The organism is Streptomyces pratensis (genome assembly GCF_016804005.1).
GTDB classification, from domain to species: domain Bacteria; phylum Actinomycetota; class Actinomycetes; order Streptomycetales; family Streptomycetaceae; genus Streptomyces; species Streptomyces pratensis_A.
Genome location: NZ_CP051486.1, coordinates 8,169,185 through 8,181,535 on the forward strand (window position 1 = coordinate 8,169,185; position 12,351 = coordinate 8,181,535).

Consider the following 12,351-nt stretch of genomic DNA (forward strand, 5'->3'; position numbering starts at 1 on the left):
GGCATCCGCTCCCCCGCGGGGCGTCCGTGACTGTGCGTCGGCCCGGCGGGAGGCCCGATGTTCTGGGCACCTGTCCCGGCCCCCACCCCGGGTGCGTCCTGCCCGGAAGGAATGCCGCTCGTGGAGTTCCGGCTGCTCGGCACGGTATCCGTCGACACCCGGACCGGGCCCCTGCCGCTCGGGCCCGCCAAACGGCGCAGCCTGCTCGCCGCCCTGCTGCTGTCGGCCAACACCCCCGTGCCGGTCGCCCGGCTGGCGGACTCCCTGTGGGGCGAGGAACCCCCACCGCGCGCCCGGGGCGTCATCCAGGGACACGTCTCACGCCTCCGCGCCCTTCTGACAGGTGCGGAGGCACAGGCGTACGGGGTGGAGCTGATCACGCTCGGCGACGCCTACGTCCTCAGGGTCCCGGAAACGCTGCTGGACTACCAGCGCTTCGAGGAACTGCTGATGCTGGCACGCCAGCAGCGCAGCGCCGCCGACACCGTGCGCATGCTCGACGACGCCCTGGCGCTGTGGCAGGGCCCGGCACTCGGCGGAGCGTTCACCGAAGGACCGCTCCAGGCCGCCGCGCACACGCTGGAGGAGTCCCGGCTGGCAACGGTCGAGGAGCTGGCCCGGGCCTACGGGAATCTCGGCGAGCACCACCGGGCGGCATCCGTACTGCGGGCGGAAGCGGTCGCCCACCCGATGCGGGAGTCACTGGCGGCGGCCCTGATACTGGCGCTGTACCGGGCGGGGCGCCAGTCGGAGGCCCTGGACTGGTTCCACCGTACGAGGCGGCTGCTCGCCGATGAGCTGGGCATCGACCCCGGACACGAACTCGCCGACGCCTACGCGCTGATCCTGCGCGGCGGCCCCCGGCCCGGTCCGGCCCCCGACGGCGGCCTGGGGACGGCCGCGTCCGGACCGGCACGGTCCGGCACCGCCCCGGCCCCGGGCTCATCGCGTGTCCCCGCGGCGCACAGTCCCTCCGTGGCCACGCACCCCACCGATCTGCTGCCCCGCGTCCCCCGTGGCTTCCACGGACGCACCGCGGAGCTGGCGGCACTCACCCGGGCCGCCGCAGGAGAGGCACCCGTGTGCCTGGTCACCGGCCCGGCGGGAGTGGGCAAGACGTCGCTGGCCCTCCAGTGGGCGCACCACAACCCCGCCGCCTTCCCTGACGGACGGCTCTTCGCCGATCTGCGAGGTTTCAGCGAGACGGGCGAGCCCGCTCTCATAGACGTCCTGCGCGAGTTCCTGCTGGCCCTCGGCGTCGCACCGCGCCGCGTCCCGGAGTCCGTGACCGCCGCGGCCGCGCTCTTCCGGACCCACCGACCGGCGCCGGCGGCGATGCGGCGCCCTGCACCACCAAGGGCCTGGCGATCAGCGCCGAGGTCCAGGACGGCCCGCCCTACACCCACATCGTCCTGACCGCCAAGAACACCTCGGGCCACAGCTGCCTGATGCAGGGCTTCCCCGAGATCCGGTTCCTGGAGAACGCGCGTGGCACCGTGCCGGCGGTCGACAAGAGCAAGCCCGCCGGTCCGGTCGTCCTCGGCGCCGGTGCTCCCGCGTACGCAGCCGTGCGGCTGTCGGACGGCGGTGTGGACGAGGACGTCGAGACCGTGAGGCTCCCGGCGCCGAGGGCATCGCCGTGGACCCGGCGAAGTGGGCGACCGGCTACTGGACGCCCGAGCTGCGCAACGGCGCCGACGATTTCTGAGCCGTCAGCCCTGCTCGTCCATCCCGGCCAGCACGAGCGGCAGCCGGGACACCCCTCCGGCCGTGACGCTCACGGGGACGCCCCAGTCCTGCTGGTGCACGTGGCAGGCCGGGTACTCGTTGGCCGGGTCGTCGTCGCAGGAGGCGGCCATCGCGGACACGTGCAGAACGCCCTCGGTGACCCCTTCGGCAAGGACCAGGTCACGGCTCAGGTCCGTACCCGGACCCGACCCCTCGGCCAGCAGCTCCGGCGGGGTCGAGGAGACCAGCAGCCGCGTCGAGGGACCGTACCGGGTGTCCAGCTTCTGTCCGGCGGGCGCCTGGAAGACCACATCCAGCCGCAGCGTGCCGGCGGCGACCTCGGTGGCCGCCCGCTGGGTGCGGTGGGCCTGGTCCGCGACCCTCACGGCCTCCTCGGGCAGCCGCAGGCGGGTCAGCCGGTGGCGTGCGGACTCGACGACGACCAGGTCGCCGTCCACCAGCACCGCGTCACTGGGCTCGCGCAGGTCGGTGGCCAGCGTGGTGACCTCGCCGCTCTCCGGGTCGTACCGCCGCAGCGCGTGGTTGTACGTGTCGCTCACGGCGACCGAGCCGTCCGGGAGGGCCGTGACCCCCAGCGGGTGCTGGAGGAGCGCCTGCTCCGCGGGACCGTCGCGGTGGCCGAAGTCGAAGAGACCGGTACCGACGGCGGTGTGGACCGCGCCCTCCAGGTCCAGCCAGCGCAGCGAGGAGGTCTCGGAGTCGGCGACCCAGAGCCGGTCGCCGGCGGCGGCCAGACCGGACGGCTGCGCGAACCAGGCCTGGTCCCCGGGCCCGTCGACCAGGCCCTCGTTGGTCGTCCCGGCGGCGACCCGCACCGTGCCCTGCCCGGGGTCGTACGTCCACAGCTGGTGGACGCCGGCCATCGCGATCCACAGCCGGTCGCCGAACCAGGCGATGTCCCACGGCGACGACAGATCCACTTCCTCGGCAGGGCCGCTGGTGGCGGAGCCCTGCCACCACTGGCGCCCGGTCCCCGCGAGCGTGGTCGTCACGCCCGTGGCGAGGTCGAGCGCCCTGATCGCGTGGTTGACCGTGTCCGCGACGGCGATCCGGCCGTCCGGCAGGACGGCGAGTCCCTGCGGTTCGCTGAACCGGGCCTCCTCTCGGCCGCCGTCCGCGAATCCGCGCTCACCGGCTCCGAAGTGGCCCCGTACGGTCTCGCCGTCGGCATCCAGCTCGACCAGGCGGTGCCGTGTGGTGTCCGAGACGAGGAAACCGCCGTCGGGGAGGGCGAGCGCCTTGCCGGGGAACCGCAGGTGTGTCGCCACCGGCTCCGGCGCGACGTACGGCCCGTCGCCACGGCGCAGGGTGCCCTTCGCGGCATGCTCGGACTCCAGCTCCTCGACGAGCTTCTCGATGGCGTGCGCGTGGCCCTCACCCGCGTGCTGGGCCACGACGTAGCCCTCGGGGTCCACGACGACGAGCGTGGGCCAGGCCCGGACGGCGTACTGCTTCCAGGTGGCGAGCTCCGGGTCGTCGAGGACCGGGTGGTGCACCTCGTACCGCTCGACGGCGTCGACCACGGCCTGGTGCTCGGCCTCGTGCACGAACTTCGGGGAGTGGACACCGATGATCACCACGGTGTCGCGGTGCTTCTCCTCCAGCTCGCGCAGCTCGTCCAGCACATGCAGACAGTTCACGCAGCAGAATGTCCAGAAGTCCAGGATGACAATGCGTCCCCGCAGGTCAGCGAGGGTGTATTGCCGGTCGCCTGTATTGAGCCAGCCGCCCTTGCCGATAAGTTCGGGGGCGCGGACACGTGCACGTGCTGTCATGACAACAGTCAACAGCACCGTGGCCTGCGCGCATTCCGGCAGGGCGTCGGGGAACCTGTGATCCATGAGACTTCTCGTGCGTGAGCGGCTGTTCGGCGTCGGCGACGACTACTGGATCGAGGACGCGGACGGGCGGAAACTCTTCCTCGTCGACGGCAAGGCCATGCGGCTCCGTGACACCTTCGAGCTGAAGGACGCGAGCGGCCGTGTACTGGTGGAGATCCGGCAGAAGCTGATCAGCCTGCGCGACACGATGATCATCGAGCGGGACGGCGAGGAGCTCGCCAAGGTCAAGCGGAAGCGGCTCTCGCTGCTGCGCAACCACTACCGGGTGGCCCTCGTGGAGGGCACCGAGCTGGACGTCAGCGGCAAGATCCTGGACCGCGAGTTCGCCATCGACTACGACGGTGAGCTGCTCGCCCAGATCTCCCGGCGCTGGCTGACCGTCCGCGACACCTACGGCGTCGACATCGTGCGGGAGGACGCCGATGTGCCCCTGCTCCTCGCGGTGGCGGTGTGCGTGATCGTCCTCGCGGACAAGGAGCACGACAAGGAACACGGTGAGGACTGAGGGACGTGCCGACTCAGGCCGGTGGCCCTGTTTCACGTGAAACAGGGCCACCTGGACGCCAGGGGAAGGCTCAGGCCAGACGTCGCGGGGCGAGGCCCAGGCGGCGGTCCTTGAGGGCAGGGAACTGCTCACGGGTGGCGGCTGCCTTCGCCGGGTCGAACTCCACGGTGAGGACCTCCTCGGCCGCCCCGGCCTCGGCGAGCACCTCGCCCCAGGGGTCGACGACGATGCTGTGGCCCGCCTGTTCGACCCCCGCGTGCGTACCGGCCGTCCCGACCGCCAGGACGTACGCCTGGTTCTCGACGGCGCGTGCCTGCGCCAGCAGCGTCCAATGGGAGCGCCGGCGCTCCGGCCAGCCGGCCGGGACGACCATGGTTTCGGCCCCCGCGTCGACGAGCCCGCGGAACTGCTCGGGGAAGCGCAGGTCGTAGCAGGTGGCGAGGCCGAGGACGGTCTCCGGCAGTGCCACCGTGACGAGCTCCTCACCTGCTCCCATCATGACGGCCTCGCCCTTGTCGAAGCCGAAGCGGTGGATCTTGCGGTACGCGGCGGCCCGCTCGCCCTCGGGAGAGAACACCAGCGAGGTGTTGTAGAGGGTGCCGTCCTCGGCCCGCTCGACGAAGGACCCGGCGTGCAGCCAGACGCCCGCCTCGGCCGCCGCCTTCGCCATGCCGTCGTGCGTAGGTCCGAGCAGCGGTTCGGCCTCGTCGGCGAAGGCGGTGTAGGCGAAGGCGCCCACCGGCCAGAGCTCGGGGAGGACGACCAGGTCCGCCCCCCGCTGGGCCGCGACCAGCGAAGCCACGCGCTCTCTACGGGAATTGACCGATTCATCCGGGTTTACTGCGATCTGGATGAGGGAGGCGTGCACACTACCACCGTCCTGGCATGGAAGCCGTCAACGCGGGCCTACGATCGTCACACGAAAGCACTGCCGGGGTGCCTGCTCGCAGCGTAACTTAGCGAGCGAACCTCCCACGCAGCCCGCAGACAGCACCGTCGGTGCCGGCCAACCCGTCGGCACTTCCCTGCTCTCCAGCCCATGCACCGCAGAACCGCACGAGGGGTCCCGTGACCGTCCATCCCAGCCTCCAGACCTATGCCGATGCCTGGACCCACTCCGTCGAGGCGATAGCCGAGCTGGTCAAGCCACTCCCCGAGGGGGAGTGGAACCGCCGGACGCCCTGCCCGGGCTGGTCGGTGCGCGACATCGTCTCGCACGTCATCGGCATGGAGTGCGAGCAGCTCGGCGATCCCCGTCCCATCCACACGCTGCCACGCGACCTGTACCACGTGCAGAACGACATCCAGCGCTACATGGAGATGCAGGTCGACGTACGGCGCCACCACACGGCGCCGGAGATGACCTCGGAGCTGGAGTACACGCTCATCCGGCGCATGCGTCAGCTGCGCAACGAGTCGCGCGCTCCCGAGACCATGGTGCGGGCCCCCCTCGGTGCCGAGCAGACCCTGGAACTGGCGCTGCGCATGCGGGCCTTCGACGTATGGGTGCACGAGCAGGATCTGCGTACGACGCTGGGGCAGCCCGGCAATCTGGATTCCCCGGGCGCCCTGATCGTCCGGGACACGCTGCTGATCGGGCTGGCGAAGGTCGTCGCCAAGGACGCGGGCGCGCCCGCCAATTCGGCCGTGGTCTTCGATGTGCACGGCCCGCTGGAGTTCCTGCGCACGGTGAGGGTCGACGGCGAGGGCCGCGGTTCGGTCGACGGAGCGCCGTCGCTGGGCCCTGCGGCCACCCTCGCGATGGACTGGGAGACGTACTACCGGCTGGCCTGCGGCCGGGTGCGGGCGCAGGCGGTGGAGGACCGGATCAAGGTCGAGGGCGACCAGGACCTGGGCGCCGAGATCCTGCGCCACTTCGCCCTGACTCCGTAGCGCTGCGACCGGCGGCGCCCGTCCGTCGGGGGACGGGCGCGCCGCCGGAGCCCTGTCAGACGGGCACGTGTACGGCTTCGACCCGGCTGACGACATGGTGGTCGCGTTCCCTGTGTGTGGCGCCGGCGTGCAGCCGCAGGATCTGCACGACGCCGAGCGCCTCCAGGACGAAGACCGAGGCGAACGCGATGCGGTAGTTGTCCCCGGTGGCGTCCAGCAGGACGCCGACCGCGAACAGCGTCGTCATCGAGGCGACGAAGCCGCCCATGTTGACGATGCCCGAAGCGGTGCCCTGGCGTTCCGGCGGATTGGCCGGCCGTCCGAAGTCGAAGCCGATCATCGAGGCCGGGCCGCAGGAGCCGAGCACCACGCAGAGGGTGATCAGCAGCCACATCGGCGCATGGTCACCGGGGTAGAAGATCGTGGCCGCCCAGAGCAATGCGGTCATCGCGACCGTCCCCAGGGCCAGCGGGGCGCGGGCCCCGTGGTGCCGGGCGATGACCTGCCCGTAGACCAGCCCCACCACCATGTTGGAGAGCACGACCAGGGTGAGCAGTTCACCCGCGGTGCCCCTGCTCAGCCCCTGCGCCTCGACCAGGAACGGCATGCCCCACAGCAGCAGGAAGACCATGGCCGGGAACTGCGTGGTGAAGTGCACCCACATGCCCAGGCGGGTACCCGGCTCACGCCAGGAGGCGGCGATCTGCTTCCGCACGTACACCGCTCCGGCGTGCTCGGCGGGCGGCGGCTCGTGGCCCTCGGGGTGGTCCTTGAGGAAGAGCAGCAGCAGGACCAGCACCACCACGCCCGCCAACGAACTGCCGACGAAGGTCGTGGTCCAGCCGAAGCCGTGCAGCGCGCGGGCGATGAAGAGGGTGGAGACGAGATTGCCCGCCATCCCGAAGAGCGCGGCCACCTGCCCGATCAGCGGCCCGCGCCGGGCCGGGAACCACCGGGCGCCCAGCCGCAGCACGCTGATGAACGTCATCGCGTCGCCGCAGCCGAGCAGTGCGCGGGAGGCGAGCGCCATGCCGTACGACGGGGAGAGCGCGAAGCCCAGCTGCCCCACCGTGAAGAGCACCACCCCGATGGTGAGGACCTTCTTGGTGCCCAGCCGGTCGACCATGAGGCCGACGGGTATCTGCATGCCCGCGTAGACGAGCAGCTGGAGGATGGAGAACGTCGACAGTGCCGAGGCGTTGACGTCGAAGCGGTCGGCGGCGTCGAGGCCGGCGACGCCCAGGCTCGTGCGGAAGATGATGGCGACGAAGTAGACGGCGACGCCGATGCCCCAGACCCATGCGGCACGCCGGCCGCCGGGCGGGTCTCCGGGCAGGGAGAGAGTGGGCGCGGCGGAGGTCACCGGTCATCACCCCGGACCAGCACCTTGACCCGGCTGACGTGGCGCCGCACGACCTGCGCGGCACCTTCGGCGTCACCGGCTCTGATGGCGTCCAGCAGCTCCCCGTGCTCGGTGATGTTGGCGGCGATCCTGCCGGGGTGCGCCTCCATCACGGCCACGCCCATCCGCAACTGCCGGTCGCGGAGCTGGTCGTAGAGGCGCGAGAGGATCTCGTTGCCGGCGTTCTTCACGATCTCGGCGTGGAAGCAGCGGTCCTTGACCGACACCGCGGCCAGGTCGCCCGCCTCGGCGAGTTCCCGCTGCTCCTCCAGGAGCTGTTCGAGCCGTGCGATCAGCTGCGCCGACGCGGGCACGGCCTTGCGTGCGGCGAACTCCTCCACGAGGAGCCGGGTCTCCACCACGTCGGAGATCTCCTGCGCGGAGACCGCGAGCACCAGCGCACCCTTCTTCGGGTAGAGCTTGATCAGCCCTTCGACCTCAAGACGGAGCAGAGCCTCCCGCACAGGGGTGCGGGAGACGCCGACGGCCTCGGCCAGATCCCCCTCGGTGAGCAGCGTGCCGCCCTCGTAGCGGCGGTCGAGGACCGCTTCCTTGATGTGGGTGTAGACGCGCTCGGCTGCGGGTGGCGGCTTGGGGTCCGCCTGGCGGGCAGCGGGCGGAACAGTGGGTGCGACAGGCATGCACACAGCATAGATACAAGATGCACCCATGTGCGCGCCACGTCCGGGATCCGGACCGTCGAGGGCTCTCCGGCCCGGATGACAGCCGCTCCGACCGCAAGCCGCGCGGCTTGCGCTACGTTGAGGAGGTGACAGGCCACGCCATCGAAGAGCTACGTCTCACCGCCTTCAAGAGCTTTCACGGAGCGGTACTCCCACTGGCCCCCCTGACCGTCCTCATCGGACGTAACAGCAGCGGAAAGTCCAACGCCCTGGACGGCCTCGAAGTCCTCTCCCGCCTGGCCCGTGGCGACGACATCAACGAGGCGATCGAGAGCCGTCACAGCGCGGCCGGACCGGTACGCGGCGGACTGAACGGCTGCGTACCCCACGGCTCCGACCACTTCGCGCTCGGCTGCACGGTCAGGACGGAGTTCGGGCCCATCACGTTCGACGTGACGATCCAGGTGGAGCCCGAGGTGCAGATCATCGAGGAACGGCTCACCGGCCCCACTGCGAACGGCATGATCCGTCCCCTCCTTGTGAGCGGGGAACCTGTCCCGCACCGTGCGGATATCGACGCCGCATGGCACAACGGCAAACGAGGACGGAACCCGAGCGCACCCTTCCGGAGCACACGGCTGCTCACGTCTCAGCTACCCCTGCGTGTACCCGGCGACAGCGAGGGCGAGAACGACACCGTGTGGGCAGCCGACGCCTTGCTGACCGCGCTGACCGGAGCCTTCCACCTCGACCCGGTACCGCATCTGATGCGGCAGTACGTACAGGCCCGCGATTTCCGTCTCCGCAGGACCGCGGAGAACCTCTCCGCGGCGATCGGCAACATCAAGCGTCATGACCCGGATACGTTCGGGAACCTCGTCGGCCTCCTCCGAGGCCTGGCCGATCACGACATCAAGCGCCTCGCCGTCACCAGGTCGGAACTGGGAGACGTCATGCTCGCGCTCGACGAAGGGCTGCTGGGGCTGACCCCGGCCCGCGAGATGAGCGATGGCATGCTCAGGTTCCTCGCGGTCACGACCTCCTTGCTGACCGGCGGTGACGGGCTGGATCTCGGACCCGCACCGGACGACTACATCGACAGATCGCTCACCCTCGTCATCGAGGAACTGGAGAACGGGCTGCACCCGTCCCAGGCCGGCGAAGTCCTGCGTCTGGTGCAGGAAGCCGCCGCCGGAAGCACGACCCGCGTCCTGATCACCACCCACAGCCCCGCCCTGCTGTCCGCCCTGAGCGGTGACGACCACCAGGGCGTCATCGTCTGTTCACGGGACCGTCCTACGGGCACCAGCCTTCTGACGCGGCTCACTGAACTGGACGGTTATGCCTCGGCGATGGGCTCCGGCCCCCTGGGGGACGTGGTGACCTACGGCAGGCTGGTGCGGGAAGAGCGCGGCGAGCAGGACTACGCGGAGTTCGACCGGCTGCTCGGGATCGGGTGAACCAGGGGCCCGGGGGGTGGAGTTCGTCGACACGTCGATCCTGTGCAACCTGCTGGAGGTACCTGGGAAGTGCCAGGACCGCGAGCAGGCGATCGAAGAGCTGAAGAGCAAGCGCGAGCGGCGGCAGACCGACCTCCTGCTGCCGGTCACCGCGATCATCGAAACGGGTAATCACATCGCCCAGGTGTCCGACGGCCGATCGCGCCGCTCGTGCGCGGAGCGGCTCTCCGGCGTACTGGTCACGGTCATCGAGGGCAAGGCCCCATGGGCGCTCAACGAGGTCGAATGGGACGCCACGCACCTGCGGGCCCTCGTGGACGGCGGCAGCACCGGCAGCACCCTGATCCAGCACGCCATCAACCGGCTCGGCTGCGGCGACCTGAACATCCTGGTCGAACGGGACCGGTACCTGGCCCGGACCTCCGGTGTCCGGGCCACGATCTGGACACTGGACGAGTTGCTCAAGTCGTACAGTTGACCGGCTGCCTGACTCGGTCCCGGACCGATCCTGGCCCCGGCTTCGGCGGCGAATCCGGCAGAGCACGCGCATGGCGAAGCATGTGCTGAGTCACCCGTACGGGGACACATCCATCCGGCCACCTCACGAGTCTCACCACCGAGCGGCACCCTCACGTGGCCGCATAAAGGTGTATCTGGAGCGTTTGACTTGAAAATCCTCAAGGGCATAAACCGCGCAAGCGTTGCCGCCACCGTGAGCCTCACCGCAGGTGCCGTCCTGGCCGGCAGCGCGTTCGCCTCCACGGCCCAGGCAGCCGCACCGCCCACCCCCACGATCACCGCCAAGGGCGGTTTCGTGATGAACAACGGCACCGCGAAGACGCTCTACGGCAAAGCCGCGGACACCCGCCGCTCCACCGGCTCGACGACGAAGATCATGACCGCGAAGGTGGTCCTGTCGCAGAAGAACCTGAATCTCGACTCCAAGGTCACGATTCAGAAGGCGTACAGCGACTACATCGTCAAGAACACCGCCTCGTCGGCCCGGCTGATCGTCGGGGACAAGGTAACGGTCCGCCAGCTCCTGTACGGCCTGATGCTGCCGTCGGGCTGCGACGCCGCGTACGCCCTCGCCGACAAGTTCGGCACCGGCACCACGCGCGCGGCGCGGGTGAAGTCGTTCATCGGCAAGATGAACGCCTCCGCCAAGAGCCTCGGCCTGAAGAACACCCGCTTCGACTCGTTCGACGGCATCGGCAGTGGCTCGAACTACTCCACGCCCCGCGACCTGACGAAGATCGCCAGCAGCGCGATGAAGAACTCCACGTTCCGCGCGATCGTGAAGACCAAGTCGACGAAGCAGAAGGTCACGACCAAGTCCGGCGGCTACCGCTACATGTCGTGGACCAACACCAACGCCATGCTGGGCAGCTACACCGGCATGATCGGCGTGAAGACCGGCTCGGGGCCGACGGCCAAGTACTGCCTGGTCTTCGCCGCGACCCGTAACGGCAAGACGGTCATCGGAACCGTGCTCACGTCGACGTCCGCGACCACCCGGACCGCCGACGCGAAGAAGCTCCTGGACTACGGCTTCAAGAAGTAGCCCTGAGCGCGACAGAGGGGCCCTGCACACGCGTTGCGTGGGTACGGCCCTTCTGTCGTTCCTACGGCTGCCGGCGCAGGTCGGCCGTGAAGGCTGCCCAGGCGGAGGGGGCAACAGTGAGGACGGGGCTGTCGAGCTGCTTGGAATCGCGGACAGCCACCACACGGGGCATATTGCGGGCAACTTCGACGCAGTCGTGCTCCTTGGTGCTGTAGCTGGACTTGGCGAACTGAAAAGCGCTCACTCGCTCATCCCCTTGGCGATACTTTGCATGAACAGCAGCGAGTCATGTGGCGACAGGCTTGATGTCACCAAGCTCTCGAACATGCCACTGTAGACAGCGCTTCGCTCGGCGTCCTCGATCCAGATCTCGGACCGCGACGCATCCATGTGGACCACATCCACAGCTCCGTCCTCGCCGAACGACAGGATGTTGAAGGGCCCGCCCACTCCGCTGTGCCCGCCCGTCCGGAACGGAAGCACCTGGATGGTGATGTTGGGGAGCTGCGCCAACTCACACAGGTGGCCCAACTGGCGCTGCATGACCGCCGGGCCCCCGAACAGCTGCCGCAGTGCGGCCTCCCAGATGACGGCGTGCATCACGAGCGGACTGTCGCCGTGGAGCCGCTGCTGGCGTCTCGCACGAGCCTCCACCACGACTTCGATCTGTTCGATGTCCTCCCATGGGAGGTCCGCCACACACATTGCCCTTGTGTACTCGGCCGTCTGGAACAGGCCCGGGATCAGCGCAACCTGCCACTGCCTGTTGCGGAGGGCGCCATCCTCCATGGCGATGTAGTCAGCAGCACCGGAAACCAAGCCGCCGTCCCACCAGCCCTTCACCTTCCGGCGCTCACGATCGGCCTTCGCGATGTCCAGCAGGCTTGCGAGCACCTTGCCATCCGTCTGCCCGTACCGCTGACACAGCGCACGGATGTCCGGGTCACGGACCGGAACCCACCCGCTCTCCATCTTCACGACCTTGGTCGCCGTGGCGCTCAAGTACTCGGCGGCCTGCTGCTGCGTCAGCCCAGCCGTGAGACGCAGCCGTTGCAGCTCTCCGCCAAGACGCCGCCCCAGCACCGTGGATGTCCGATTGCTACGCGTCCCGGTCCCCGGATTTCGCATGTCCCACCCTCCCGCTGAACACACCCAGTGTGCCAGCAACCGCACCGACAGCTACCCACAGTCGCCTATCTGGGGAATATATTCCTCGGACCGATTGAGTACAGAAGCCATCTGTGGTTACGTTCAGCCCCTGGCCGCTCACACAGCGGCACCGCCCGGCGGAAGTGCACCGCCCTGCCCTGCGCC

The 12,351-nt window shown here is 69.6% G+C and carries 11 protein-coding genes and 2 pseudogenes; 7 read left to right on the forward strand and 6 right to left on the reverse strand.

Going from position 1 to position 12,351, the window contains the following annotated elements:
- Positions 1 to 120: 120 nt before the first annotated feature.
- Together HED23_RS34395 and HED23_RS34400 are read left to right on the forward strand one after the other, a co-directional pair.
- Positions 121 to 1,314 (forward strand): annotated as a pseudogene (locus tag HED23_RS34395) (BTAD domain-containing putative transcriptional regulator); the annotation flags it as partial.
- A gap of 5 nt (positions 1,315 to 1,319) precedes the next feature.
- Positions 1,320 to 1,708 (forward strand): annotated as a pseudogene (locus HED23_RS34400) (DUF4232 domain-containing protein); the annotation flags it as partial.
- A gap of 4 nt (positions 1,709 to 1,712) precedes the next feature.
- Here HED23_RS34400 and HED23_RS34405 read toward each other — a convergent pair.
- A complete protein-coding gene (locus HED23_RS34405) occupies positions 1,713 to 3,524 on the reverse strand; it encodes an NHL domain-containing thioredoxin family protein (protein WP_203187209.1) in 1,812 nt (603 codons plus the stop codon).
- 64 nt (positions 3,525 to 3,588) lie between these two features.
- On the opposite strand from HED23_RS34405, the gene HED23_RS34410 reads away from it, so the two are divergent.
- Positions 3,589 to 4,095 (forward strand): LURP-one-related/scramblase family protein, encoded by a 507-nt coding sequence (locus HED23_RS34410; RefSeq protein ID WP_203187210.1) that lies wholly within the window; start codon positions 3,589 to 3,591, stop codon positions 4,093 to 4,095.
- A gap of 70 nt (positions 4,096 to 4,165) precedes the next feature.
- Here the strand turns inward: HED23_RS34410 and HED23_RS34415 are convergent, their stop codons facing one another.
- On the reverse strand, positions 4,166 to 4,963 hold the full coding sequence (locus tag HED23_RS34415; RefSeq protein WP_203187211.1) for a carbon-nitrogen family hydrolase: 798 nt from the start codon (positions 4,961 to 4,963) through the stop codon (positions 4,166 to 4,168).
- 200 nt (positions 4,964 to 5,163) lie between these two features.
- Here HED23_RS34415 and HED23_RS34420 point away from each other — a divergent pair, with 200 nt between their 5' ends.
- A complete protein-coding gene (locus tag HED23_RS34420) occupies positions 5,164 to 5,988 on the forward strand; it encodes a maleylpyruvate isomerase family mycothiol-dependent enzyme (RefSeq protein WP_203187212.1) in 825 nt (274 codons plus the stop codon).
- A gap of 55 nt (positions 5,989 to 6,043) precedes the next feature.
- On the opposite strand, the gene HED23_RS34425 is transcribed toward HED23_RS34420, so the two are convergent.
- The gene (locus HED23_RS34425) at positions 6,044 to 7,351 is read right to left on the reverse strand and encodes an MFS transporter (RefSeq protein WP_203187213.1); all 1,308 of its coding nucleotides are present in this window, start codon (positions 7,349 to 7,351) and stop codon (positions 6,044 to 6,046) included.
- A complete protein-coding gene (locus HED23_RS34430; RefSeq protein WP_203187214.1) occupies positions 7,348 to 8,031 on the reverse strand; it encodes a GntR family transcriptional regulator in 684 nt (227 codons plus the stop codon). Before HED23_RS34430 ends, HED23_RS34425 begins: the two co-directional genes overlap by 4 nt.
- 128 nt (positions 8,032 to 8,159) lie before the next feature.
- Here HED23_RS34430 and HED23_RS34435 point away from each other — a divergent pair, with 128 nt between their 5' ends.
- From HED23_RS34435 to HED23_RS34445, 3 genes are all read left to right on the forward strand, one after another.
- Positions 8,160 to 9,473 carry an AAA family ATPase gene (locus tag HED23_RS34435; RefSeq protein WP_203187215.1) on the forward strand — a complete coding sequence of 438 codons (1,314 nt, stop codon included), beginning with the start codon at positions 8,160 to 8,162 and terminating at the stop codon, positions 9,471 to 9,473.
- 16 nt (positions 9,474 to 9,489) lie between these two features.
- On the forward strand, positions 9,490 to 9,951 hold the full coding sequence (locus HED23_RS34440) for a hypothetical protein (RefSeq protein ID WP_203187216.1): 462 nt from the start codon (positions 9,490 to 9,492) through the stop codon (positions 9,949 to 9,951).
- A gap of 189 nt (positions 9,952 to 10,140) precedes the next feature.
- On the forward strand, positions 10,141 to 11,037 hold the full coding sequence (locus HED23_RS34445) for a D-alanyl-D-alanine carboxypeptidase family protein (RefSeq protein WP_203187217.1): 897 nt from the start codon (positions 10,141 to 10,143) through the stop codon (positions 11,035 to 11,037).
- Positions 11,038 to 11,098: 61 nt separating this feature from the next.
- On the opposite strand, the gene HED23_RS34450 is transcribed toward HED23_RS34445, so the two are convergent.
- On the reverse strand, positions 11,099 to 11,281 hold the full coding sequence (locus HED23_RS34450) for a DUF397 domain-containing protein (RefSeq protein WP_203187218.1): 183 nt from the start codon (positions 11,279 to 11,281) through the stop codon (positions 11,099 to 11,101).
- Entirely contained in the window at positions 11,278 to 12,165 is an 888-nt protein-coding gene (locus tag HED23_RS34455; protein WP_203187219.1) for a helix-turn-helix domain-containing protein, read from the reverse strand. The genes HED23_RS34450 and HED23_RS34455 overlap by 4 nt, the downstream gene beginning before the upstream one ends.
- Positions 12,166 to 12,351: the final 186 nt, after the last annotated feature.

What these genes read in the sequence shown, in the direction of transcription:
- HED23_RS34405 (WP_203187209.1), bottom strand. Translation starts at nt 3,524, where the DNA reads ATGACAGCACGTGCACGTGTCCGCGCCCCCGAACTTATCGGCAAGGGC.
- HED23_RS34410 (WP_203187210.1), top strand. Translation starts at nt 3,589, where the DNA reads ATGAGACTTCTCGTGCGTGAGCGGCTGTTCGGCGTCGGCGACGACTAC.
- HED23_RS34430 (WP_203187214.1), bottom strand. Translation starts at nt 8,031, where the DNA reads ATGCCTGTCGCACCCACTGTTCCGCCCGCTGCCCGCCAGGCGGACCCC.
- HED23_RS34455 (WP_203187219.1), bottom strand. Translation starts at nt 12,165, where the DNA reads ATGCGAAATCCGGGGACCGGGACGCGTAGCAATCGGACATCCACGGTG.